Annotated in this window: 20 protein-coding genes and 3 pseudogenes; 9 read left to right on the top strand and 14 right to left on the bottom strand. The window is 55.2% G+C overall.

Translation table 11 applies throughout. The annotated features are described in order from the left end of the window. Window positions 1-78: 78 nt before the first annotated feature. Complete coding sequence (locus GOX66_RS13810; RefSeq protein WP_170763318.1) at window positions 79-1,047, top strand: LysR family transcriptional regulator; 969 nt, start codon at window positions 79-81, stop codon at window positions 1,045-1,047. A gap of 93 nt (window positions 1,048-1,140) precedes the next feature. Here the strand turns inward: GOX66_RS13810 and GOX66_RS13805 are convergent, their stop codons facing one another. The 12 genes from GOX66_RS13805 to GOX66_RS13750 all read right to left on the bottom strand — a co-directional run bounded on the left by GOX66_RS13805 (window position 1,141) and on the right by GOX66_RS13750 (window position 15,875). Further along, complete coding sequence (locus GOX66_RS13805) at window positions 1,141-3,657, bottom strand: cation:proton antiporter (RefSeq protein WP_170763317.1); 2,517 nt, start codon at window positions 3,655-3,657, stop codon at window positions 1,141-1,143. 765 nt (window positions 3,658-4,422) lie between these two features. Next, complete coding sequence (locus GOX66_RS13800; RefSeq protein ID WP_170763316.1) at window positions 4,423-5,352, bottom strand: autotransporter domain-containing protein; 930 nt, start codon at window positions 5,350-5,352, stop codon at window positions 4,423-4,425. Window positions 5,353-5,866: 514 nt separating this feature from the next. Beyond that, window positions 5,867-6,268, bottom strand: a complete 402-nt coding sequence (locus tag GOX66_RS13795; protein WP_170763315.1) for a RidA family protein — start codon at window positions 6,266-6,268, stop codon at window positions 5,867-5,869. Window positions 6,269-6,295: 27 nt separating this feature from the next. Next, a complete protein-coding gene (locus tag GOX66_RS13790; protein WP_170763314.1) occupies window positions 6,296-6,457 on the bottom strand; it encodes a hypothetical protein in 162 nt (53 codons plus the stop codon). 18 nt (window positions 6,458-6,475) lie between these two features. Beyond that, a complete protein-coding gene (gene kynU / locus GOX66_RS13785; protein WP_170763313.1) occupies window positions 6,476-7,663 on the bottom strand; it encodes a kynureninase in 1,188 nt (395 codons plus the stop codon). 3 nt (window positions 7,664-7,666) lie between these two features. Continuing rightward, entirely contained in the window at window positions 7,667-8,506 is an 840-nt protein-coding gene (locus tag GOX66_RS13780) for a tryptophan 2,3-dioxygenase (protein ID WP_170763312.1), read from the bottom strand. Continuing rightward, the gene (locus GOX66_RS13775; RefSeq protein ID WP_170763311.1) at window positions 8,503-10,122 is read right to left on the bottom strand and encodes an AMP-binding protein; all 1,620 of its coding nucleotides are present in this window, start codon (window positions 10,120-10,122) and stop codon (window positions 8,503-8,505) included. Before GOX66_RS13775 ends, GOX66_RS13780 begins: the two co-directional genes overlap by 4 nt. 4 nt (window positions 10,123-10,126) lie before the next feature. After that, window positions 10,127-11,281, bottom strand: coding sequence for an acyl-CoA dehydrogenase family protein (locus GOX66_RS13770; RefSeq protein ID WP_170763310.1), 1,155 nt, complete (start codon window positions 11,279-11,281; stop codon window positions 10,127-10,129). A 45-nt stretch (window positions 11,282-11,326) separates the two neighbouring features. After that, window positions 11,327-12,127 carry an enoyl-CoA hydratase family protein gene (locus GOX66_RS13765; RefSeq protein WP_170763309.1) on the bottom strand — a complete coding sequence of 267 codons (801 nt, stop codon included), beginning with the start codon at window positions 12,125-12,127 and terminating at the stop codon, window positions 11,327-11,329. Between the two features lie 3 nt (window positions 12,128-12,130). Continuing rightward, on the bottom strand, window positions 12,131-12,607 hold the full coding sequence (locus tag GOX66_RS13760) for a MarR family winged helix-turn-helix transcriptional regulator (RefSeq protein WP_170763308.1): 477 nt from the start codon (window positions 12,605-12,607) through the stop codon (window positions 12,131-12,133). 563 nt (window positions 12,608-13,170) lie between these two features. After that, window positions 13,171-13,347, bottom strand: a complete 177-nt coding sequence (locus GOX66_RS13755; RefSeq protein WP_170763307.1) for a hypothetical protein — start codon at window positions 13,345-13,347, stop codon at window positions 13,171-13,173. A 176-nt stretch (window positions 13,348-13,523) separates the two neighbouring features. Continuing rightward, on the bottom strand, window positions 13,524-15,875 hold the full coding sequence (locus tag GOX66_RS13750) for an oxidoreductase (RefSeq protein WP_170763306.1): 2,352 nt from the start codon (window positions 15,873-15,875) through the stop codon (window positions 13,524-13,526). Between the two features lie 113 nt (window positions 15,876-15,988). On the opposite strand from GOX66_RS13750, the gene GOX66_RS13745 reads away from it, so the two are divergent. The 4 genes and pseudogenes from GOX66_RS13745 to GOX66_RS13730 all read left to right on the top strand — a co-directional run bounded on the left by GOX66_RS13745 (window position 15,989) and on the right by GOX66_RS13730 (window position 18,302). Then, entirely contained in the window at window positions 15,989-16,465 is a 477-nt protein-coding gene (locus tag GOX66_RS13745; protein ID WP_170763305.1) for a MarR family winged helix-turn-helix transcriptional regulator, read from the top strand. 461 nt (window positions 16,466-16,926) lie between these two features. Beyond that, window positions 16,927-17,403, top strand: a complete 477-nt coding sequence (locus GOX66_RS13740; RefSeq protein WP_170763304.1) for a P-loop NTPase family protein — start codon at window positions 16,927-16,929, stop codon at window positions 17,401-17,403. A gap of 88 nt (window positions 17,404-17,491) precedes the next feature. Then, window positions 17,492-17,674 (top strand): annotated as a pseudogene (locus GOX66_RS26455) (helix-turn-helix domain-containing protein); the annotation flags it as partial. After that, window positions 17,670-18,302 (top strand): annotated as a pseudogene (locus GOX66_RS13730) (IS6 family transposase). The pseudogenes GOX66_RS26455 and GOX66_RS13730, both read left to right, overlap by 5 nt. Here the strand turns inward: GOX66_RS13730 and GOX66_RS26170 are convergent. Next, window positions 18,259-18,516 (bottom strand): family 1 glycosylhydrolase, encoded by a 258-nt coding sequence (locus GOX66_RS26170; RefSeq protein WP_170763303.1) that lies wholly within the window; start codon window positions 18,514-18,516, stop codon window positions 18,259-18,261. The pseudogene GOX66_RS13730 and the gene GOX66_RS26170 overlap by 44 nt on opposite strands. Window positions 18,517-18,554: 38 nt before the next feature. Beyond that, window positions 18,555-19,586, bottom strand: a complete 1,032-nt coding sequence (locus GOX66_RS13720) for a LacI family DNA-binding transcriptional regulator (RefSeq protein ID WP_170763302.1) — start codon at window positions 19,584-19,586, stop codon at window positions 18,555-18,557. A gap of 239 nt (window positions 19,587-19,825) precedes the next feature. Here GOX66_RS13720 and GOX66_RS13715 point away from each other — a divergent pair, with 239 nt between their 5' ends. The 4 genes and pseudogenes from GOX66_RS13715 to GOX66_RS13700 all read left to right on the top strand — a co-directional run bounded on the left by GOX66_RS13715 (window position 19,826) and on the right by GOX66_RS13700 (window position 25,124). Next, on the top strand, window positions 19,826-21,184 hold the full coding sequence (locus GOX66_RS13715) for an ABC transporter substrate-binding protein (protein ID WP_170763301.1): 1,359 nt from the start codon (window positions 19,826-19,828) through the stop codon (window positions 21,182-21,184). 96 nt (window positions 21,185-21,280) lie between these two features. Beyond that, window positions 21,281-22,287: pseudogene (locus tag GOX66_RS13710) on the top strand (carbohydrate ABC transporter permease). An 11-nt stretch (window positions 22,288-22,298) separates the two neighbouring features. Further along, the gene (locus GOX66_RS13705) at window positions 22,299-23,447 is read left to right on the top strand and encodes an ABC transporter permease subunit (RefSeq protein ID WP_170763300.1); all 1,149 of its coding nucleotides are present in this window, start codon (window positions 22,299-22,301) and stop codon (window positions 23,445-23,447) included. 21 nt (window positions 23,448-23,468) lie between these two features. Then, window positions 23,469-25,124, top strand: a complete 1,656-nt coding sequence (locus GOX66_RS13700; protein ID WP_170763299.1) for an alpha-glucosidase — start codon at window positions 23,469-23,471, stop codon at window positions 25,122-25,124. The last annotated feature ends 3 nt before the right edge of the window (window positions 25,125-25,127 follow it).

The raw sequence follows: 25,127 nt of genomic DNA, 5'->3' as shown, positions 1-25,127 counted from the left end.
CTGCAAGCCTAGAAGCAAATTTCATAAATACAAATTTGTTATATTTCACAAAACAAAAGTTTAACTTATATAGCAAGGATGAACCTCACGCAGCTCACCGTATTTCGCGAAGTGATGGAGACAGGCTCCATCTCTCAGACCGCCAGGAAACTGAACCGCACACAACCGGCGATCAGTCTGGCGTTAAAGAACCTGGAAAAAAGTCTTGGTCTGGCTTTGTTTGAACGCAAGGGGCGACGGCTGGTCCCGGTTCCGGAAGCCCATTATTTACTGGCTGAAACCACGGATATTCTGGACCGGCTCTCGACCATTTCCAATACTATGGCGGGCTTGATCAAGGGTCATTCGGGCAGTTTGAATATTGCTACTATGCCCGGTCCCTCCGCCTTTCTGTTTCCGCGATTCATCAGCGAATCAGTTGGCGAAAATCCCGATATTCGCATCACGCTGTCCACGCGCAGTTCCCCGCAAATCATGGAACTGGCCGGCACTCAGAATATCGATTTCGGATTCGCCGATTTTGAGTTCTCGACAGGCAGGCAATCACAATATTCGGCCGAAATTATCTGCGGCGATTGTTTTTGCGCTTTGGATCGGGAAAATCCTTTGGCCGCCAAGAACAGTGTCAAAATCTCTGATCTGGACGGCGTTCCGATGGGTGGGTTGCACACGACACACCCTTTTCAAAGCAAGGTGAGACAGCAATTTCAGGCCGTATCCGCCAATTATAACCCAAACGTAACTTGCCAGTACTTTCTGCCACTTATTCCTTTTGTCAGTTCGGGCCAATGTTGCACGATTGTTGACCCATTGACCGTTGCGACCGAGCGGGAACTGAACCTTTCCAACGGCAGGGTCATATTTCTCCCTTTTGATGATCCCCTCAGGTATGAGTACGCGATCCTTAAGCCTGAGCATCGTCCGCCTTCGCGTTTGGCCCTGAAGATCAGAGCGGGCTGGAAGGTCGAAGTGATAGAAATGTTAAAGGAAGTGGGAGCAAACCCACGCACCAGAGTGATTTCTGACGAGCGTGAGAAGCAGGGCTGAGGTCTTGCGGTAATTTGTGCCGAGAAGTGAAATTGCACAAAAATGGATTGGCCTTATCTTTGGTGGCTTTGATGCCCGTCGTGTTTGAGCAACTCAGTTCCCGGAATCCTGCCTGAAATTTGGAAGCGGCAACGGGTTGAGTTTCTGTTCGTTCATATTGGAATGCACCACGTCGCGTAAAGCGGCGCTGCGCTGCAACAGTTTTCGGAACTCGTGTTCGCGAAGCGCCAGCAAAACCGACGGCGCAATTGCCCGAGCCTGGGCAGGGCGTAGTTCCTGGTTCAACATTGTATCATGGCCAAACATGTCTCCCCTCCCCAACCGCGAGGTGCGACCGGCGCGGGTCACCTCAATGGCTCCCGACGCGATGAAATACACACTCTTTCCCGTGGCCGACACTGTCAGCACCTTATCGCCGGCATTGACGAAGATGGATTTGAGACTGCGTTGGAGCCTTCTTCGATTGCGGCGATCAAGGGAGGCGTAAAAGGGCAACCGACGGATAAGCTCCGCCCGTTGAACCGCAACATCCAAACCTGGTCGGCTGTCCAGCGCGGCCCTTCGCGCAAGCAAGTCCTGTAGTAGGGCCGTATACACTTCGGTGCCGATCAGGCCGTCTTCGTGCAGAGACCGGTACTCGCGTTCCTCAAACCGCAGAGCGGCGCGACGGATGAAGAGGCGTTCCAGCTCTTCTGCATAGCCGGGATATTGCAGACGTAATCCATCCAGTGCGGCGGACAACGCATTTTCACGCCGCGCGACTGTCGCATGCAGAAGCTGTGCGACACGTTTGCCGTGAATCCTTCGGATACGACTGTCAATGAAAACACCGAGATCCTCCAGAATGACCCGTTGTGACAGCATGAATTCGAACCGGTCCGCAGTCAGTTTACTTAGTGGTCCCGACACGCGCAGCCGGTTATGAAGCGCAAGAGCCATACGAAAACCGGGGCCATATGCCAGCATTCCGCCGGCGCTCCTGCGGTATCCGGCCCGGCCTTTTGTCCGGACAGCTTCAATCAAACTGTCGGCGTTGGTGATCAGCCGCTCAGCCACACGAATGGAAACCAGGCGCTCGCGCATCTGGTTGAGCGCCAACTCGCGTTCCGCGGCAGCCAGCGACACGAGTCCCAGCTTGACACGGTCCTTGTCGAGCAATCCCGTGGTTTCTTCGGCGACCCGAACAGCTTCACCCAGCCTGTTGCCAAAGCTTTTGGCTTCGGAGCGCACGGTCTCATGATTCAGGCGGTAGGATTGAGTAACATCAGCGACGTCCTCGCGCACGGTCTGCAAAGCAACGGCGACGGCTTGTTGCGAAATGGCGGCGTCGAACGAAGAAAGCCTGTCCAACCCCAGTTTTCTAATCACTCGGCGCAGAGTGGTACCTTGCACGATCAGGGTGAACAGAGTGAACCCGGTGGCCAGAATGCCGACGAGGCGTTTGGTTTCATGCGGGATCATTGGATTTTCGGTCACGGCCAGCGCCAACGCCAATGTCAGAGCGCCACGCAGGCCGCCCCAGAGGATTGCAAAGCGAAAACTTCGGTCAATGGCAGGTGAGACGCGTAGGCCGGTGAGTACCGGCATCAGCACAAAAAGTATTAGCGCGCGGGCCACGATGGCGGCGACAATGACAACCAGGATCAGACCAAAATCACTTAGCCGTATCTCTTGCAGAAGACGAGGGATGAACAATGCAGCGAGCACGAAGATCAAAGCCCCGGCCCAATGCGCCAGCAAGTCCCAGGATTCGCGCAGTTTTTCCCAGGCCTGAGGCGACAGACGTCCGGGGGCAGTGAGATGCAGTGAAAGCCCCGCCGCGACCACGGCAATCACTCCCGACGCGCTCAGCACCTGTTCGGACATGATGAATGCCAGGTAGGGCAGGGCGACAGAAATCGACAGCTGGGCAAGAATGAAATCAGGAAACAGACTCATGATCCACACCGCGAAACGAGTCGCCAGCCAGCCCGTCACCGCACCGCCAACAATGAGCAGTGGAAATCCGGACAACGCGGTTCCCAAAGATGGATCCGGTATGCCGATTGTGACGAACCCCAGAAAGAGGCCAAAAAGGGCAATCGCGGCTGCGTCATTCAGCAAGCTTTCACCTTCGATAATCCGCGTAAGACGCTGGGGCGCGGCAATGGAACGAAAGATGCTTACCACCGCCGATGGGTCCGTGGTGGATACAATGGCGCCAATCAGCAGACAGGCAGTTAAGGGCAATCCACTGGTTCCATAAAGGGCGTAACCGACAAATCCGGTTGCCACCACAACCGCGACCACGGCCAGTACCACAATCGGTACGCCGTCTCTTATCATTTGGCGCAGATCCATTCCGATCGTTGCCTGAAACAGCAAGGTGGGCAGGAATACGTAGATAAAGATGTCGCTGCGGATCGGCAGGCCGAGAATGGCCTCTGCAACTGGATTTAACGCATCCGTCAAATCAGTTCGCAAAAAGGCGCTCGCGGCCAGGCCAATGAAAATACCCAACAAGGCAATGATCGCGGTGAAGGGCAGCCGCAGTTTAGCAGCCAGGGGTTCGGCAAGACCCGTCACAAAGAACAGCACAGCGATAACAGAGATGATGACCCAGATGTCCATGTTTTTCAGTAGCCCTCTGCCGAACTAGTGAAAGCATTCCTTCGGGTGGCGCAAAGTGATTTCATCGACAATAAGATAGGCATTTTCCAAGCCAAATAATGCTGCTTAATCAGGCTGCGAGTGGGCATCCTTACTTCCATGCTTCGAACCATGCAGCATTGGTTGAATCGCAACAAGGGTCTGTGCAGTAGCTTGCGTTTTTCCGGATTATGATAAAGCTGAGCGTATGGCGCGGTTTGTGTCGTAAAATTCTTGAGTTGGTGGCAAGGGCCTTTGTTTGGGCGCGCCTATCCTGCGAGTTCGATAAAAGCCGATATCCAGATGCCGCTGCGCCAGGGAATTGTCTCTTTCGGATTCCGCTGCATAATCAATACAACCAGATGAGCCAGATCCTCTATTAGTTCAGGCCACTTTCAGGCCCAAAACGTCTGGCGTCAGACACAACAGTCTACGACGCGCCAATTGCGGCGTCGCAGTAGTCACACTTAACAAGATCCCGAATTCAACAGCGTCACGGTTTTTGAGGAGCTGGTCGACAGGTGGGATGAAGCTTCTATTTCGACACATGGTCCCTCCGACAGTAAACAGAGCTTGGGGTGATGGCACATGGTCCCAATCTTGCAGAGGATATCAGCGGGCAACCGGATGCTGCGTTGCCGATCTACACCTCCCGGATCCCCAGCGTAATTAATGGCAAGAGGCTCTGGTCTAAATGGAAGGCTTTGAAAAACAGCACAGTAGCGCCGGAACATTCGACCCAACCGGTTAAAACCGGAGACCAAGTCCAATGGAGAAGCCGTCGAATTTTTCGGCGACGACTCCGTTCAACATTATCCGGCCGGCGCGGACACCGGGTAGTCCCGTCTGGTCGGTCTCAATTTCAATACCCACGCCAGCAGTCGCCAACCATTCGGTATCCAGAACATTTGCGCCATCGCCATGGTAGAAAACCAAACCCGAGTCTAGAACGAGTTTGGTTGGCAGGTGGAAAAATCTGACACCATAAAGTGGATACCGGTATCGTGTGAACAAATTCGTCTGGTTGGAGTTGGCCTCAGCATTTCCGGCAAGCGGTTCGTTTATCGGATAAAATTCAAGATAGGTTTGTCGAATCCGGTATTCAGATTGCCATAGTCCGATCTGTGCCTCTCGAATAATGCTAAGCGACGCTCCAACTCCGAAAGCGGTCAGGTCGCCATCGACTGCTTGTGACGAATCCGACCGGATCGAAAAAACCTCAAAACCATCCAGAAAGGCATCGCCCGCGACGTGACCTAACGACAAATGCCCTGCGGGGCGAATTGTCCAGTCGTTGGGCAAAGGGAATTCCCAGCCAATGCCAACCGTTGCAGCCACGCTTGCCCAGGTTACGTCCACTTTGGTCCCGGGTGCTATTTCAGGAAAAAGAAGCACAGGATTGTATTTCTGATATGCCGCCAGCCCCTCGATATAGAGGCCATTGTCAAACGGGAGGTAGCCGCCTCGTAACTGTGTGGATCTGAGACTTTTTGTGTTTCCTGTGGCCCGCAAAAACGAAAAGGACGGCAGAGTTTCATTTGGCGTCGCCGCTATCCCCAGAACTGACAGGGCCGCGCGGGCGGCGGCTTCCGAGGCGTCCGGTTTAATATCCTGCGCTGCTGAAGGAGGGGCAAAGCAACTGGTCAAAAGCGCAATGCACACCAGAAATGATCTCAAAGCACGTGTCCTTGCCGAAAACCGCCCCAATTTGTCTGCTCTGGTTTCCAGAATGCATGATTTCGCATTGAAGGGGATAGCTGAATCGTAAATTGATGCCAAAAAAACAGGCTTGTGCGTCATCCACGACTTATCGAAGTTCATGAACCAGCAGTTGGATGCCATATGGCGCCTGGGCCTATACTCATTCGTTTCAAAGGTGTTTTAATGCCCTTTCCGGGGCATCGGCCGGGCGCACGGTTTCCTGCGTGGGCTCGGCTCCGTACCGCGCGTTATTGTAACCTCAAAGACCCAGCCGATGGTCGTATCCTAGACCGCATTGCCCCGCCGAATGCGGTTGTTATCACCCGCCCGGTTGGTGCACACAGTGAGACGTCATTCAACGTGAACCTGCCCACATTCGGGTTATCATTCATCAACGCCTTTATCAGCGACGCCGCCGGATCATCTGCCGTATCGACGAGAGCGCCCGGTGAGTGAAGGAGAGGTGCCGAAAACAAGTGCGTCTATGCCTCTAACCCTGCGAAATAAATGCCGTTGCTTCGATTTCGATCTGGGCTTCATCCTCGACGAGGTCCTTGACGATCAGCATCGACATGGCCGGGAAATGTTTGCCGAAGACCCGGCGATATGCCTGACCGACTTCGCGCTGCCTGGCGAGGTATTCATATTTGTCTTTCACAAACCATGTCAGCCGTCCGATATCCGTCACGTCGCCACCAGCAGCGCGAACAATCTCTGCGATGTTGGACAAAGCTTGTTCCATCTGTCCGATAAAATCCTTGGCCACAAAGACCTTGTCCTTGTTCCAGCCAATCTGTCCGCCGATATGCAAAGTTCCGTCGGCCATCAACATGCCGTTTGCATAGCCAAGTGCAGGGGCCCATCCTTCGGGATGAATAGTCCGAGGTGTCATGCGGTCTCCTCCATGACTTTATAGATATTATTGCGCATGTCCTTGGGCCAGCATGTCGCTATTTATGGCCTTGATGCCATCATTGATCACTTCGGAGTAACGCGGAAAAAGGTCATCCCGGCCGATCTGCTCAGCGGCCTTGTTGGTCGTGCCCGGTCCACAGCGGATCTGAACAATAAGACAAGCCAAGTTTCTTCCTTTCTTCGTTCAGGTCACGCGCGATTTCACCTGGTACTTCGGATCACGCCAAAGTTCACCGTTCAGGACATCCTCCATGATCTCGCAAGCGCGAAGGACATCGTTTTTATCCAGATAGAGCGGTGTAAAACCGAACCGCATGATATCGGGCGCACGGAAATCACCAATCACGCCGCGATCGATCAACGCCTGCATGGCGGCGTAACCGTGCTCGAAGGCAAACGAGACTTGCGAGCCGCGCTGCGACGCATCCCGAGGTGAGGCAAGCGTAACCTGCGGACAACGGGCTTCTATCTCCGAGATGAAGGTTTCACTAAGTTCTATCGAGGCGGCGCGAACTTCTTCCATGCTGACGCCGTCCCAAACTTTCAGCGCTTGTTCCAGGATGGAAAGTTGCACGATCGGCGGTGTTCCGACCCTCAGGCGCTCAGTTGTCATCGCCGGGCGATAGCCCAGCTCCATCGCGAAAGGCGCATCATGCCCCATCCACCCCGCAAGAGCGGCCTGGACATCGCCAACGACATCCGGACGCGCATAGATGAAGGCAGGGGCGCCCGGGCCGCCATTCAGGTACTTGTATGTGCAGCCGACCGCAAAATCAGCGTTTGAGGCGGTCAAATCCACAGGAACGGCACCGGCGCTATGTGCCAGATCCCAGATCATGATTGCCCCGGCATCGTGGGCCCGGCGTGTGATGTCATCCATGTCATGCAGTCGACCGGATCGATAGTCGACCTGTGTCAGCATGACGACAGCGACTTCTTCAGAAATTGACGCGATGACATCTTCGGGCGCCGGAGCACGCAGCTCATAACCCTTGTCGATCGTGTCGATCAAACCCTGGGCCATGTAGAGATCGGTGGGAAAGTTGCCGCTGTCTGACAAGATAACCTTTCGGTCCGGGCGCAACTTCAAACCGGCGGCCAGCGCCTGATACACTTTGATGGAAAGCGTATCACCCGTGGCGACCGAACCCGCAGGTGCACCGATGAGGGTGGCAATCTGGTCGCCCACACGCTTTGGCAGCGATATCCAATCTGCTGAGTTCCATGCCTTGATCAGTTCGCCGCCCCACTCCTTACGTATCACGTCGGTGGCACGTTCTGCCGCGCCACGGGGCAGGGCACCCAGGGAGTTTCCATCCAGATAGATTACGTCGTCCGGAAGGTCGAAAAGGTGCTTTTTAGGTAGGACCATAAGTCAAAGTTCTCCGCGCAGATTCCAGAGTTCGGGAAACAATTCGACGCTCAGCATCTTGCGCAGGTACTGCACACCAGATGTGCCACCGGTTCCGCGCTTGAACCCGATCACCCGTTCAACCGTCGTTACATGATTGAAGCGCCAGCGCCGGAAATAATCTTCGAGATCGACCAGCTTTTCACCCATCTCGTACAGCGACCAGTATTCGTCGATATCCTCATAGACGATTTTCCATCTCGCCTGAATTTCGGGCACGGCGCTGTGTGGCGTGTCGATCTGCGGCGGCGGCACATGGTCCTCATGCCCGTCGATTGTGCGAAACAGCACACGCACAACTTCGTCATAGAAACTCGGGCGCGCCAGTTCTTCTGCCAGTATCTGATGGACGTGGGGTAAATGCTCATGCGGTTTCAGCATGTTGGGGTTTCGGTTCCCCAGCACGTATTCGATCATCCGGTACTGATAGGACTGGAAACCAGATGACGGGCCTAATGCCTCGCGAAAGGTTGTGTAGTCCGCAGGCGTCATAGTGCGCAGGACGTCCCAGGCGTTGTTCAACTGTTCGAAAATGCGGCTGACGCGCGCGAGCATTTTGAACATCTGCGCTGTGTCACCCGTGCGCAGAGCTTTACGTGCCGCGGCCAGTTCGTGAATTGCCAGCTTCATCCAAAGTTCGCTTGACTGATGCTGGATGATGAAAAGCATCTCATCATGTGCGGTGCTTTGCGGATGCTGCTGTGCCAGAAGGGTGTCGAGTTTAAGGTAGTCGCCGTAAGACATCGCATCTGCGAACGTCATTTTCGCGCCGTCTGTACCGGGGTTGTAAGCTTCGGTGTTCATTTGGTTTCCCTCAGCTTGAAACGCTGAATTTTGCCGCTTTCGGTTTTAGGCAGGGTTTTGGCAAAGACGACTGAGCGGGGGTATTTGTAAGGGGCTATAGAGGCCTTTACGTGATCTTGCAGAAGTTGGGCGAGAGAATCGTCGGGAACAGCGTCCGACGACAAAACCACATGCGCCTGAACGATGGACCCGCGATCCCTATCCGGTATGCCGATCACCGCACATTCCGCCACCGCCTCGTGTGCCAATAGGGCGGCCTCGACCTCGGGTCCGGCGATGTTATAGCCGGATGACACGATCATGTCGTCATTTCTGGCGGCAAACCTGAAATACCCGTCCTCATCCAAGGAGAATGCATCTCCCGAAATATTCCAGCCGTTTTGAACATATTCGTCCTGACGTTCACCGCGCAGATAGCGACAGCCGGTCGGACCGCGTATAGCAAGGCGGCCTACCTCTCCGGACACGACATCCGTTCCATCTGAGCCAATGACCTTTGCCTCATACCCCGAAACGGGTTTCCCGGTGCAGGCCGGCTTATGATCTTCGAACCGGTTGGTAATAAAAATGTGCAGCATTTCGGTCGCGCCGATGCCATCCAGCATGGGTTTGCCGGTTTTTTCCATCCATTCGTCATAGACGGGCGCGGGCAGGGTCTCGCCTGCGGACACGGCTGCGCGAAGGGACGACAGATCCGCGCCTTCATCCATTGCGCGCATCATGGCATGATATGCGGTGGGCGCTGTAAAGCAGACCGTTGCCTTATACTTCTCGATGATTTCAATCATGTTCGGCGGGGAGGCCGTTTCCAGCAATGTTGCAGCCGCGCCAAAGCGAAGCGGGAAGATCGCCAACCCGCCAAGCCCGAAGGTAAAGGCCAATGGTGGTGAACCGACAAAGACGTCATCGGGCTGAACGTTCAAAACCTCGGTTGCATAGCCGTCTGCAATGATCAGAAGGTCGCGGTGAAAATGCATAGTGGCCTTCGGATTGCCCGTTGACCCGGAAGTGAACGCAATCAGAGCGACATCGTCCTGCGATGTCTGGACCGCATCGAATTCAACGGGTTTTTCTAACGCCAGTCGGTCAAGCCCGGCATCGTGGTTCGAAGTGCCGTCGAAGCCGATCACCGTTTTAAGAAACTTGCTGCTTTTGGCACAGGCCGCCATTTCGTCCATCAGGCGTGTGTCGCACAGAGCGTGCGTAATCTCGGCCTTCTCGACGTATTTTCCCAGTTCCGCTGCGCGTAACATCGGCATGGTATTGACGACGACCGCACCAGCTTTGGTTGCAGCCAGCCAGCAAGCCACCATGGCGGGGTTGTTGGCGGAACGGATCATGACGCGATTGCCGGGTTTGACGCCCAGATCCTCTACCAACACGTGAGCTAGCCGGTTTGTCCAGTCGGTCAGTTCCTTGTAGGTGCGCCGGCGTCCGTTCCCGATCAAGGCCGTGCGATCCCCAAAACCAGCCGCGACCATTGCGTCCGTCAACTCCACCGCGGCATTCAGTTGGTCAGGGTAGTCGAACCCGTCCAACAACAAGTCCGGCCAGCTCTCAGCGGGAGGCAGGTTGTCGCGGGTGAAAGTATCCGTATGCGCAGAAGGCTTGAGCATGGTTTCAGCTTCCCTGTTGTGCCGCAAGTGTCTGACGGGCAATGATCACGCGCTGGACATCTGATGCGCCTTCGTAAATGCGCAAGGCCCTGATTTCGCGATAAAGTTGCTCGACGGTCTCACCGGACCGGACACCGTCACCGCCATGCAGCTGGACGGCCTTGTCGATGATTTGTTGTGCCTGATCGGTTGCAAACAGCTTGGCCATCGCTGCCTCGCGGGTGACGCGGGGGGCACCGGAATCCTTCGTCCAGGCCGCGCGATAGACCAGCAGCGCGGCCGCGTCGATATCCAGCGCCATGTCGGCGATATGCCCCTGAACCATTTGCAGATCAAACAGCGGAGCGCCTTGGACGTATCGGGTAGTGACACGTGCCAGAGCCTCGTCCAGCGCGCGCCGTGCAAAACCCAGTGCAGCAGCCGCGACCGTGGAACGGAATACGTCCAAAACGGACATGGCGATTTTGAACCCCTGACCGGGTGCACCCAGCATAGACGTTGCCGGCACACGGGCATCCGTGAACCGCAAGGTTGCCAACGGGTGGGGTGCAATGGTGTCCAGCCGTTCGACAACTTCGAAACCCGGCGTGTCAGGGGTGAAAATGAAGGCACTCAGTCCCTGGGCGCCGGGTGCCTCGCCCGTGCGGGCAAACAGCGAATAGACATCCGCGATGCCTCCGTTCGAGATCCAGGTTTTTTCACCGTTCAGAACATATTCGTCGCCGTCCAGAACTGCCGTCATGGTCGAGTTTGCCACGTCCGAGCCCGATTGCGGCTCGGTCAGGGCAAAGGCTGATATCGCCTGTCCCGACCTGGTCTTCGGCAACCATGCGGCCTTTTGCTCGGGCGTGCCGAAAAGCGAGATTGCCCCGGTGCCAAGACCTTGCATGGCAAAGGAAAAATCGGCCAGCCCGTCATGACGTGCCAGTGTCTCGCGGATCAGACACAGGCTGCGGACATCCAACGGCCCTTCCTCGCTTGCCGAATGGGTCAGAAACCCTACGTCGCCCAGCATCTTCACGAGCTTACGACAGGCCGCATCGGTATCGGAATGATTGACACTGCGCAGGTTGGACGTGGCCCACCCGTCCAGCGCCTCGGCCAAATCGCGGTGGCGATCCTCAAAGAAAGGCCAGTTCAGAAAGCTTCGGTCAGCCATCCAGCACCTCCGGATTTTGCGCCGAAAAATCTTGCGCTTGCATGGTCAGTTCCCCTCAAAAACCGGCCGTTCTTTTGCGAGAAAGGCGTGATAAGCCCGGTGGAAATCCTGACCCTGCATGCAGATGGCCTGCGCCTGCGCCTCGGCTTCGATGGCTTGTTCGATCGACATGGACCATTCCTGCGCCAGCATCGTCTTGGTCATCATATTGGCGAAATTCGGCCCGTCCGCGATACGCCGCGCCAGGTCCCGTGCATTTGCCAACAGCTCATCCGCAGGAACAACGCGATTGAAGTAACCCCAGGCAATGCCTTCTTCGGCACTCATTGAGCGGCCCAGATACAGCAACTCGGCAGCGCGACCCTGCCCGATGATGCGCGGCAGGATTGCGCAGGCACCCATATCGCACCCTGCCAGACCGACGCGGTTGAAAAGGAACGCTGTTTTGGCTTCTGGCGTTGCGATGCGCAAATCCGATGCCATCGAAATGATGGCCCCTGCACCGGCGCAAACACCGTCCACCACTGCGATGATTGGTTTGCCACAGTTCACCATCGCCTTGACCAGGTCGCCGGTCATGCGGGTGAAGGCCAGCAGTTCTTTCATGTTCATCTTGGTCAGCGGTCCAATAATGTCATGCACATCACCGCCCGAGCTGAAATTACCGCCGCTCGGCGCAAAAATCACCGCTTTGACGGTATCGTCATAATGTAGATCGCGAAACCAGTCGCGTATCTCAGCATAGCTTTCGAAGGTCAGAGGGTTTTTGCGCTCGGGGCGCGTCAGTGCGACTTCGGCGATGCCATCGGCAACTGAACAGCTGAAATGAGTGACGTCCGTACGCATTTTTCAATCCTGACTTTCCAGAAATTTAGCAAGATGATCGAGCCGCGACATCATGCCTTCGATGTCGTTGGCATTCAGGCCACTGAGTATCTCGTCGATCCAGGCTTCATGTGTCGTCGCGTGTTCGGCAAACACCTGTTCCCCTTTTGGCGTCAGGCGCACCAGGTTGGCACGTCGGTCGCTGGGTGAGGCAATGCGCAGCACAAGTCCTTCGTGCGTTAGCCGATCAACAATTCCGGTGATATTGCCGTTGGAGACTCGAAGCATTTTTGAGATTTCGCTCATCTTCAAACCTTCGGGGCGGCGGGACAGGGTGGACATCACGTCGAACCGGGGCAACGTCCAGTCCAGTTCGCTGCGCAAGCGTCTGCGGATTTCGTCCTCGATCATGCTGCTGGTCTTCAGCAGGCTGAGCCACAGACGAAGACGTGACTTTGAGATGGGTTCGCTTGCGGGGTCAGGCTGTTTTTCGGAGTTCATTGTTCGCCCCTGAGAAAGTAAGTGTATGGTCGTTGTCGGAGAGCGCCGCATCTGAACAAGGCCAAAACACTACATTTGCTGTCACACTGGTGTGTTTTCCTGGGCCAACCATACACAGGATTATCTCTGCCTGACGGCGCGCAAAGTGCCTTTAGGTATAGTGATTTGCCGGAAAAAGATGAGTTTGGCGCGCCCAACGAACAGGCAAGAATTACGCAATGCACCCTCCCTTTCGCAGCGACAGTTACCCGCCCTTTGATGGGTTTAGTCGTAGCTGAGTTCGTTAAATATTTCAAGCTTAAATATTTTATGTAGTATTTTTACAAGTATGAACAAATAAATTTGGATCAGGGAAGTGGACGAGAGCCAGGCCGTCACACTCTGATTTTCACCCGCGACGCTCGCACATCAAGAGGGCCTATCGTAACGCCACTGCTTGTTTTGCCTCGTCTCAATCACTGGCGACGTTAGAAATGTGCATTTTCCCGAACGTGGTCTGGTGTAGGTGCAGCCGTGAATTACAGCTGTTTCAAAATCGAAACGCCGGTCTAATTTATTGAGTGCTAGCTAAGTGGCCACGGGTCAGTCAGGAAATTTCGCAGCAATTCAGCGGCCGATTCTTGTGGTAGCCAGTCCTTGCAGTTGCCGTCCCTTGCCGTGCCAACTAGTACGTCCTCCATCGACCCGACGAACATGCGGAAGAAGCTGTTCGAAAGGGCATTCATCGGCAAGTCAATCATTACCTCCACGACCTGCGTCTGAGTGTAGCCCGCTTTCAGAATTGCGTTCTGCGCGTCCTGGCCTCAGTTGCCACGGGTTTCCAGCACGTGTTTGAAAAAGCTTTGCAGCGCCCGGAGTTTGGCATTTATGGCTTCGGCGAAGCTGCGCGATTCCGGCGCGCAGGAGGCCGTTTGGCTTAACCGGTGCGGGTATGCCGCCCCGGGGCCGCCTTGCGTTGTAAGTCCAGGGTCTTCTCGCGGCTCTTTTCGGCCTCTCGGAAAGCTTGCATAGCACCGCTTTCGTATTGTTTGGCCCAGGCCCGCTTGTTTACCGCGCCATACCACGCGGCGGCCTGATTGGCGAAATACGGATTCCACAAATGTGGGCGGCCAATGGCGACCAGATCGGCCCGGCGCGTGTGCAGGATGGTGTTGACCTGCGCCGCTTCGGTGATTGCGCCCACCGCCATCGAGGCAATTTTGGGCACGTTGCGCACGGCTTCGGCCAGATGGGTCTGGAACATCCGGCCATAGACCGGTTCCTGATCCGGAATGGTCTGCCCGGCGGATACGTCGATCAGATCGCAACCCGCATCGCGGAATGCTTCGGCAACGGCGATCAGGTCCGCCTCGGTCAACCCGCCTTCTTTCCAGTCGGTGCCCGAAACGCGGACCGCCATCGGGCGTTCGGCAGGCCAGATTGCACGCATCGCTTTAAACACTTCCAGTGGATAGCGCAGGCGGTTTTCCAAACTGCCGCCATACTCATCACTACGCTGGTTGGTAAGTGGCGACAGAAAAGACCCCATCAGGTAACCATGGGCGCAGTGCAGCTCGACCATGTCAAACCCGGCGCGTATGGCGCGTTCCGTGGCCTTCTCAAAATCAACCTTGATCCGGTCCATGCCCGGCTGGTCCAGCTCGACCGGGACCTGGCTGATGCCGTCGAACCACGGAATAGGAGAGGCCGAGACAAGCGGCCAGTTGGATTCCGCATTCGCGATGGGATGGTCCATCTTTTCCCAGCCCAGCTGCGTTGAGCCTTTGCGACCCGCATGGCCGACCTGCAATGTCACTTTCGCGCCTGAGGTCGCGTGGATCATATCCACAATCTCTTTCCACGCGGCTTCCTGTTCATCGTTCCACATGCCCGGACACCCTTCGGTGATGCGAGCGTCGGGTGAGGTACAGGTCATTTCGGTATAAATCATGGCTGCACCGCCATGGGCGTGGCCAACGTAATGCACCTTATGCCAGTCATTGGGCACACCGTCGCCATCGCAGCTGTATTGTGCCATGGGCGACATCACCACGCGGTTCATCAATTCCAGGTCGCGCAGCTTGAAGGTTGAGAACATGGGTGTTGGGCGTGTCTCGCGCAGGTCCTCGCCGGTTTCGCGCAGATGGCGGGCATACCATTCATCGTCGGCCTGGCGCACGAATTCGGGGTCGCGGACAACCAGATTGTCATAGGTGATCGACTTGGCCCTACACATAACGACCATGGCAAACTGATAGGGGTCCATGTCCCAGGACCGGTTCATATGTTCGAACCAGGCCAGCGAGACATCGGCGTTATGCTGAATGATCTGGCAGGGCGTTCGGCGCGCGTCGTCGTAGGCATTGAATGCCGCTTGCACGTCGTCTTCGGCATGTTTCAGCAGGGCATCCGACAGGGCGATGGCACATTCCATGGCCAGTTTGGTACCCGACCCGATCGAGAAATGCGCGCTCGCTTTGGCATCACCCAGAATGACGATATTGTCGACATACCAGTTTTCGCAGAACACGCGCGGAAAGTTGCGCCAGTTGGACCGGTTGAGAAGCAGGGGATGGCCCTGCAATTCTTCGGCAAAGATCTCCTCCAGCTTTATTTTCGAGCCTTCTTCGTCAAACTCCTCGAAACCGTGACCCTGCCAGGTGGCCTCGTCCATTTCGAACACCCAAGTCGAATGGTCTTTTTCGTATTGATAGCAATGCGCCACTATCTGTCCGTGTTCGGTTTCGCGGAAGAAATAGTTGAATTCCTCCATAGGACGGGTCGACCCCATCCAGCAGAACCGGTTTGATTTCCATGTAGTTGAGGGCTGGAAGCCGTCTTCGTAGTAGGTGCGAATGGCCGAGTTGATGCCGTCGCCTGCAACGATCACGTCCGACTCTGCAAACCGGACCTTGAGGTCCTCTGGCTTGATTTCGACCCCAAATTCCATTTTGACGCCCAGTTCCCTGCAGCGGTCCTGAAGGATGCTCAGCAGTGTCTGACGCGAGGTGCCGCAGAATCCGTTTCCCGCGCAGCGCATCTCGTGGCCCTTGAAGTGGATCGCGACGTCGTCCCAATAGGCGAATTCGTCCTTGATACGGTCAAATACAGGTTTGTCGCGGCTCAGGAATTCGTCCAGCGTTTCGTCTGAAAACACCACGCCAAAACCAAAGGTATCGTCGGCCTGGTTGCGTTCGAACACTTCGATTTCCCAATCCGGGCGTGCTTTTTTGGTCAACAGCGCGGTGTAAAGCCCGCCCGGGCCGCCGCCGATCACTGTGATCTTCATGTCTTTTCCTCCGGATGTGATATGTGTGCAATAGCACATAAAATGAAATGGTTTAAGTATAAAGTTTCTGCTATGCTGAAAACGATGTATTCAGTTGGCGCAGAAAGGGTATCATGAATATCGAAGACACAGATCCGCCCGAATACCATCTGACAACGCTCAACATGCAGATTCGCGAGATGATGAACGCGGTACTGCGGCCACATAGATTGAAGCTGGTCGAATGGCGGTTGCTTCAATGTCTCTCGGATCAGGGCGCCTTGTCAGTTTGCGATCTGGCTTCGCTGGCGGTGATCGAACGAACAGCCACCAGTCGGCTGGTGGACCGTTTGGTAGAGAAGGGGTTCGTCGCCAAGGAACAAATGCCCGATGACCGGCGGTTCTCGCAGGTTTCCCTATGCGAGGCCGGGCTTGAAATACTGAAAGCCTGCACTGCGGATGTCGATGCGGCGCGTTCACAGCTTTTCGGCGGCCTAAACCAGACCGAAATTAGCTCTTTTTTGAACACGCTGAAAAAGCTGCAACACAACGCGGTTGGCGTCTTGCTGGAGCGCGGTCGAATGCCGCGACCTGTACACCGAAGCGCCTGACTGATCGCGCAGGCTGAGGGTAGTTGCTGTTCGAATGCAGGACTATCTGGGGTCCATTGCGAGAGAGTGTGAAATCCTACGCTAAGCCGGGAACAGCCGTTCAAACCTCGCGCGACGAAGGCCTGTTGAGAGCCCAACCTTTGAAATTGAAATTGCGTAATCCTGAACCTCGGAGTCTGTGCAGGAGACTTCAACGAGGCGTAATTGACCAGTATCTTGGTCGCGTTGAAGCCGCGCAGCCGATCCAGAGTACCAGCTGGCCATCGAAAATGTGTTGCATGAGGTCTTTTCCAGGGCGGTGTTGCAATTGCTGACTCGGGTGCGCTAGGTCGAGCCTCTGACGGTGGGCAAACGGCAGGGCGCTTTCGTGGGTATCATTCCGGTCAACTTGACTTTTCCGCGGGCCAGCATTCTGACAAAGATGATCAGGGCACGGTTGTGGCCAGCGCGGGCGGCTGGATGTGCTTGCGCTGGGGCGAGATGACTCGATCAGCCTGGGCGATCCGCATCGTGTAGTTTTCCTGACCGTTCTGTCGCCGGTCGCATTGCCGAAGTCGGTGTCCGCTGCACCGGTCGGGCCGGTAGCCTTTCTACGCGTGCTGGTTGCCAGCGCTGTCAATGCGATTGCACCGTCTCCGATTGATAGCGTTCAGTTGCCGATACGCGCGCCGACTGCCAGGGGTTTTTGGTCGCGGGCAGTCGATCATGGCGCGGCTTATGCATATAACCACACCGCTGACAGTTACATCGATAATGCGGGCAGTTTGCTTTTTCCGACTTCGATTCTTTTAGGCGAGCACCTGACGGTCGAGGTGCATGAGGTCTCATACCGGAACGGTGACGCGTCGACCCTGAATGAGATCAGCCTGACTATCCCGAGCGGCGGTACTACGGCATTGGCCAACCCCAATGGCGCGACTACTTTTACCATAATTTAGCTTCTGCGATTTTGGTGCCAATTTTGGCACATTCTAAACTGGGTTGCGACAAATCCCCTATCTTGCTGAAAAGCGAGGAGAACAGAAATTGACCAACACGGAGCTGGACCTGCGCGAGCGGCGCGCAATTGAGGACATGCTGAACGCAAAGATGCCCGTAAGCAAGATCGCGGCCGAGATCGGAAGGCATCGTTCAACCGTCTAACGGGAGATCAAGCGGAACCGTTTCGAGGACGATGAACTGCCGCATCTGAGCGGTTACTACAGTGTTTTTCTATCTTCGGTTCACTGTGTCCTAGCGCGGTTTAGAGGAGATAATGGCGGAACGTGGTGTACGGGTTGACCACGCCACTCTGATTAGGTGGGTGGTGACGTACTCTCCGCTGATCGCAGCGCGAGCGCAATCGAAGAAGCGCCCAACGCTAAAGTCTTGGCGTATGGACGAAACCTATCTGCGTGTGCGTGGCAAGTGGGTGTATCTCTATCGAGCTGTCGACAAGGCAGGAAATACCCTTGATTTTATGCGGTCTGAGCGCAGGAACGGTTCAGCGGCGACCAGGTTCTTTGCCAAAGCGCTGTCCACCAATGAGATCCCGGACAAGATCGTGATTGACAAGAGCGGAGCCAATGCGGCCGGTATTCGGGAAGTGAACAAGATCTTGAAGCGATTTGGCTGTTCCGCCAAAATACAAACGATCAGGTCCAAGTTTCTGAATAACATGATCGAGTGGGATCATCGGTTCATAAAGCGGCGTGTTCGACACATGTGCGGGTTCAAATCATTCGAAGCCGCGTCGGCCACCTTAGATGGGATCGAGATCGCAAAAATGATCCGAAAGAGGCAAATCCCCAACGCTACGACCTCAGGCTTTCGGCTATTTTCTGAGCTCGCTGGATAGGTGCGTCAAAGCGAAGGCTAATTTCAACCTTTCCGAAGTTTTGCGACACAACCAAATCGGCTTCGTATCGCGCATAGTGACCGCAAGCCCGATCACCGTTTTCTGCCCGCACAATATTGCCGGTTGTGCGGGCAAAACTATCCCAATGGGTTTCACCTACACCGCCAAAGACGTGGCCTTCAATCTGATAGGCAGAGGTGGCGACTCCAAACAAAAAAACCTTCGGGAAATTCGGAGCGTTTGTTTTTCATACTAAGCCTTGTTTGGTGCTGGGCCGGTGGAGCGTCCCAATACGAGTTCAGCTTCCAACAATTGTGTGCTCGGAGCTGCGGCAGGATTGTTTATTCGCGCGATGAGCATTTCGGCCGCAATCTCTCCGGCGTGTCGCACGGACGAACGCGTTGCGGTGAAGATTGGGACATCCCGACCATTCTGCATGTAGGAAAGAGCGTCGTCATGGGTGATGACGGAAACGTCGCGACCCATTTTCAATCCTGCTTCTTCCAAAGCGCGACGTACGCCGATGGCAGAAATGATGGATGATACCAGAATCGCTGTCGGCGGGGTTCCTTGTGCCAACAAGGCTTGCGTAGCTTCGTGGCCATAGATTTCGGTCATCTCGGCGCTTCGCATCAATGAGGGATCATGCGCGATGCCAGCTTCATTCAGGGCGGCCAAGTACCCGTTGCGACGGCGTTGGGCAAAGTCCATGTATTCCAATCCGTTGATGAGAGCGATGCGACGGTGCCCGAGGTCGATCAGGAATTGAGTGGCTCTTTGAAAAGATCGCTGGTTGTTGATGTCGATCCAGTCATATTCATCGGTCGCGCCCGTTGAGCGGCCATGCACGACAAAGGGCACGCCCAAGCGAGACAGCGTGCGAATTCTGGGTTCGTCAACTTTCGGTCCCTGAATAATCACACCGTCAACGGCACCACGCGCAAAAAGGTCTCGATAGCTTGCCTCAATCGAAGTATCCGGCGCGTTGGTGAACATCATGTCATAATTGTGCTCGGCATAGACTTTTGCCGCGCCGGCAACAAAGTCACCGAAGATCGGGTTTACCATCTCGTGCTGAGAAGAGCTGGGGATCACATGCCCAATAACCATTGACCGGCCGGTGGCCAGCCCTTTGGCACGTACGTTGGGGCGGTACCCATGTTTTTCGGCTGCAGCTTGCACCTTGAGCCGGGTTTCCTCTCTGACCTCGGGATACCCGTTCAGTGCGCGACTGACCGTGGTTTGGGACAAACCCAGAATATCCGATAGCTGCTTGAGGTTCATAGTTATTCAAAGCGCCTTCAAATTCGAGATTCGACAGTTTCGAGAGTCAAAACCGCTATAAAACTGTCTGCCTTTTTGCGTTCCAATGGTTTTGAAGGCCAAATGGTGCCCTAGTCAAGGGAATTCTGATCATTGACAGGCACCGAATGTTAGGGATAACAATGTGCATTCAAAGCGCTTTGAATAGATTCGCTGAGCGCTGGAGTTTGAGCGCCTTTGGCGCAAAGGGAGGAATGAGTATGAAAAAGTCACTGATGTTGGGTGTGGCAGTCTCTGCTCTGACAAGCACCGTTGCATTGGCCGATGACGGGCTGATCTTTGCGCCGGGCGACGGGCCATTCACTTGGGACAGCTATAACGCATGGGCCGAAGCTGCGCCGGATCTGAGCGGACAGACCATCACAATTGCCGGCCCTTGGCTTTCACCTGAAGACGGCTTCTTCAACAATGCGCTGGCCTATTTCGAAAAAGCGACCGGAGCGGATGTGGTTTATACTGGATCGGACAGCTTTGAGCAGCAGATCGTGATCGATGCCGAAGCCGGTTCCGCGCCCAATATCGCTGTTTACCCGCAGCCAGGTTTGGCAGCCGTCATGGCGTCCAAGGGCCAGCTTTACCCGCTGGCTGATGGGTCGGCCGATTGGGTGGCCAACAACTATGCCGCTGGCCAATCCTGGGTCGATCTGGGCACCTACCCCGATGCGGATGGCAACGACCAGATGTATGGCTTCTTCTACAACGTGAACGTCAAGTCGCTGGTCTGGTACAACCCAGAGAACTTTGAGGATGCCGGTTATGACGTGCCGGAGAGCATGGAAGACCTGAAAGCCCTAACCGAGCAGATCGTGGCTGATGGTGAGACACCTTGGTGCATCGGCCTGGGTTCTGGTGCCGCGACCGGCTGGCCAGCGACGGATTGGGTCGAAGACATGATGCTCCGCACACAGCCGCCAGAAGTCTATGATGCGTGGACCACCAACGAGATTCCGTTCAACGATGAACGTGTGATTGCCGCAATCGAAGAATTTGGTTGGTTCGCTTTGGATGATGCCAAGGTTTCGGGCGGTGCAGGCGCAGTCGCGTCCACCGATTTCCGTGATAGCCCCAAGGGCCTCTTCACCTCTCCGCCGCAGTGCTACATGCACCGTCAGGCGTCCTTCGTTCCGGCGTTCTTTCCCGAAGATGTTGAGTTCGGTGTAGATACCGATTTCTTCTATATGCCGTCTTACGCCGATAAAGATCTGGGCAACCCGGTTCTGGGTGGTGGTACGCTGATGGCAATCACCAGCCCATCGGATGGCACATCGGAATTAATGAAGTTCTTTACCCTGCCGATCAGCCATGAAGTCATGATGGCGCAGACCGGCTTCCTGACACCACATAGCGGCGTGAATGTGGAAGCTTATAAAGACGACACATTGCGCGGCCTGGGTGAAATCTTGCTGGGCGCGACGACCTTCCGCTTTGACGGTTCCGATCTGATGCCGGGTGGTGTCGGTGCAGGCACCTTCTGGACGGGTATGGTTGACTATACCGGTGGTAAACCCGTCAAGGATGTTGCCGACGAAATTCAGGCGTCGTGGGATGCTTTGAAATAAGCAAATACCCCGTGCCCGCTGTTTCTTAAAGCGGGCACCGAACTTACCTGAGGTCAGGCCTTTCTTCACAACCTTGACTTAAAGAGAGGGAAACCCATGCATCCGGCAATTTTGGGCATCATGACCATCGCGCTTGGCGTTGGGTTTTGTCTTCTCTATTTCTACGGATCGAACCTTATACTCGATAAGGTTATCTTCCCGAACAAAGGCCCCAATGCGGGGACCAATATCAATCGCGCCAACATGGTGCGGCCTTGGCTGTTTCTGGCTCCTGCGCTTCTCGCGCTGAGCCTTTACCTCGTCTACCCGGTCATCGAAACCCTGCGCCTATCTCTCACGGAGCGCGCTCCGGGTGGAGGGTATGAATTCGTCGGCTTCGACAACTACGCCCTAATGATGTCTGAGGGAAAATTCTGGGAGGCGATGCGCAACAACATGCTTTGGTTGTTGGTTGTGCCTGCAGCCTCGACCGGGTTTGGCTTGCTGGCAGCGCAGCTTACTGACCGTATCCGGTGGGGCAACATCGCGAAATCGCTGATTTTTATGCCTATGGCAATCTCATTCGTTGGCGCGTCTGTAATCTGGAAGCTCGTATATGATGCGCGGCCTGAAGGGCAGGATCAGATCGGGCTTCTGAACGCGGTTTACATCTTCTTCGGCGGGGAAACGCCTCATGCGTGGATCACTCTGCCGTTTTGGAACAATTTCTTTCTCATGGTTGTCCTGATCTGGATTCAAACCGGGTTTGCCATGGTGATCTTGAGTGCCGCTTTGCGTGGTATTCCGGAAGAAACTGTTGAGGCCGCGGTTGTGGACGGAGCCGGACCCTTTCAGATCTTTTCAAGATCATGGTGCCGCAGATCATGAATACGATCCTTGTTGTCTGGACAACGATCACCATCGCCACGCTCAAGGTATTCGACATCGTGTTCGCCATGACCAACGGGCAGTGGGAAACGCAGGTTCTGGCCAATTACATGTATGACAAGATGTTCCGCGGCCTTGATTGGGGTGTTGGTTCGGCGTCGGCAGTGGTGATCATGATACTGGTTCTGCCGATCCTTGTCTGGAACGTGCGCAACGCGCGTAAAGAAATGCGCTGAGGGCTGGGATCGTGGACAATATCGCAGGTACCAAATCAACATTGAGCTGGGCAGTTAACCTTTCGGTCGCGGCACTTGTCATCCTTTGGCTGCTGCCCACGGTCGGGTTGTTTGTGTCGAGTTTTCGCACGGCGGATCAGATTGCAACTTCTGGCTGGTGGCGCGCCCTTGGCACATCGGAACAAAACATCATCGTTCGCGCTGGAGCACCGGAAACCCAAGTGCAACAGGGCGACCTCTATGTGATCGAGGGCAACCTGTTTGAAGAAGGTGTGTCGGGCGAGGTTTCCTCCTGGGGGATTTCATCGCGTGCGATCAACGCCTTTCAACCCGGCGAAGTGGCGGAGCTGCGCAAAGGGGGGACGGCCACTGTGGATTCATCCGGGAACTACCGGATGGAGAATACGGAACCGTTTGAAGGCAAGCGCGGCCAACGTATGTTTCTGACCGCTGCAGTGCCGCCTGAACTGACCTTTGACAACTATCACGTGATGCTGCTGGACGAGAGCAACTCGGAAGGGATGGCCAAGGCGTTTTTCAATACATTGACCGTGACAATCCCAGCCACGATCATCCCGATCCTGATTGCGGCATTCGCGGCCTATGCGCTGGCCTGGATGGACTTCCCAGGTCGCGCACTATTGATCGCCGCAATCGTCGGTTTGCTAGTTGTGCCCCTGCAACTGGCGCTTATCCCGCTGCTAAAACTTCATTTGGGCATTGGGATCGGCAAAGGCTATATGGGCGTCTGGCTGGCCCATACAGGGTTTGGGCTGCCCTTGGCGATCTATCTGCTGAGAAACTACATGGCGGGCCTGCCGCGCGATCTAATTGAAAACGCCCGTGTCGACGGCGCGACCGAATTTCAGATCTTTACCAAGCTGATCCTGCCGCTGAGCTTCCCCGCACTGGCGTCATTCGCGATCTTCCAGTTCTTGTGGACGTGGAATGACCTGCTGGTTGCCAAGGTTTTCCTGATCGACAGTACCGGCCAGACGACCGTTATGACCAACCAGATTGTCGAACTGCTGGGAACGCGGGGCGGCAATTGGGAAATTCTGGCCACGGCCGCTTTCGTTTCGATCGCGGTGCCGTTGGCTGTCTTCTTTGCAATGCAGAAATACCTGGTGCGCGGATTGCTCACCGGGTCTGTGAAATAACCTGCGAAATAAAGGCGTGTGATGAACGTGCAAGTGAACACCGAAATGAAAACAGCGGCAAAGGCCAATGCGGATTGGTGGCGTGGTGGTGTGATTTATCAGATCTACCCGCGCAGCTTTCAGGACAGCAATGGCGACGGGATTGGCGATCTGAACGGGATCACCCAAAGGCTGCCTTACATCTCTTCTTTGGGCGTAGACGCGATCTGGATCTCTCCCTTCTTCAAGTCACCGATGAAAGACTTTGGCTATGATGTAAGCGATTACCGCGATGTCGATCCGATGTTTGGAAGCATGGATGATTTCAAGACCATGCTGGATGCAGCACACGCGCAGGGTCTAAAAGTAATGATCGACCTAGTGCTGTCACATACGTCGGATCAGCATCCGTGGTTTGCCGAGAGTCGTGCCAGCCGCGAGAGTCCAAAATCCGATTGGTATGTCTGGGCCGACCCCAAATCGGATGGGACACCTCCGAACAATTGGCTTTCCATCTTCGGCGGGTCGGCATGGCAGTGGGATAGCCGGCGTTTGCAATACTATCTCCACAATTTCTTGACAGCACAGCCCGATCTGAACTTCCATTGCGTCGAAGTGCAGGATGCGCTGCTTGATGTGGCACGGTTCTGGTTGGATCTGGGTGTTGATGGCTTCCGTCTGGATACTATTAACTTCTATTTTCATGACAAAGAACTGCGCAGCAACCCGGCCTTGCCGATGGATCAGAGAAACGCCTCGATCGCGCCCATGGTGAACCCATACAATCATCAGGATCACCTGTTTTCCAAAAGCCAGCCTGAGAACATCGCCTTTCTTGAACGGCTTCGCGCATTGACGGACGAGTATGAAGGCCGCGCTTGTTTGGGCGAGGTGGGCGATGCGCAGCGTGGGCTTGAAATCATGGGGGAATACACGACTGGTGATAAGCGCATGCATATGTGCTACGCGTTCGACTTCCTTGAAAAGCGGGGGCTTAGCGCGCAATACGTCAAATTCGTCTTTGATGAACTGACATCCAAAGCAGGCGATGCATGGCCATGCTGGGCATTTTCGAACCACGACGTCGAACGACATGCGTCCCGTTGGGGATTGAGCGAAGAAGCCACACGCCAACATGCCGTCTTGATGATGTGCTTACGTGGGTCGGCCTGTCTGTATCAGGGCGAAGAGCTGGGATTGGCCGAGGCAGATGTCCCGTTCGAGAAGTTGCAAGATCCCTATGGGATCGAATTCTGGCCTGAGTTCAAAGGCCGGGACGGATGCCGCACACCGATGGTTTGGTCCGCACAAAGCGAACATGCGGGGTTTAGCGCGGGTGAACCGTGGCTGCCGGTGAGCCCACGACAGGCTGAAAATGCAGTGGACAGGATGGACGCAGATCCGTCTTCGATGCTGCATCACTATCACCGTGTAATCGCATTTCGGAAGACTCACACGGCATTGGCAACTGGCACGCAGACGAAAATGACCCAGGAAGGGTCGATCCTGACGTTCCTTCGCGAGGATGAAGATGAGCAGGTTTTCTGCGCTTTCAATCTGGGAGAGGAAACATCTCAGGTGACCATACCCGGCGAAGGTTGGCACATGATTGGTCAAGAACTGGGAGGGTGCGAAGGCTCGGATTCCGTGACGCTTGAACCTGCGCAGTTCTGCCTGATGGCGAAAGATAAGGGGTAAGGC

Source organism: Ruegeria lacuscaerulensis (assembly GCF_013031245.1).
In the GTDB taxonomy this organism is placed as follows: domain Bacteria; phylum Pseudomonadota; class Alphaproteobacteria; order Rhodobacterales; family Rhodobacteraceae; genus Ruegeria; species Ruegeria lacuscaerulensis_C.
Note: the sequence above shows the minus strand (reverse complement) of the source record. Positions and strands in the feature narration are given on the sequence as shown.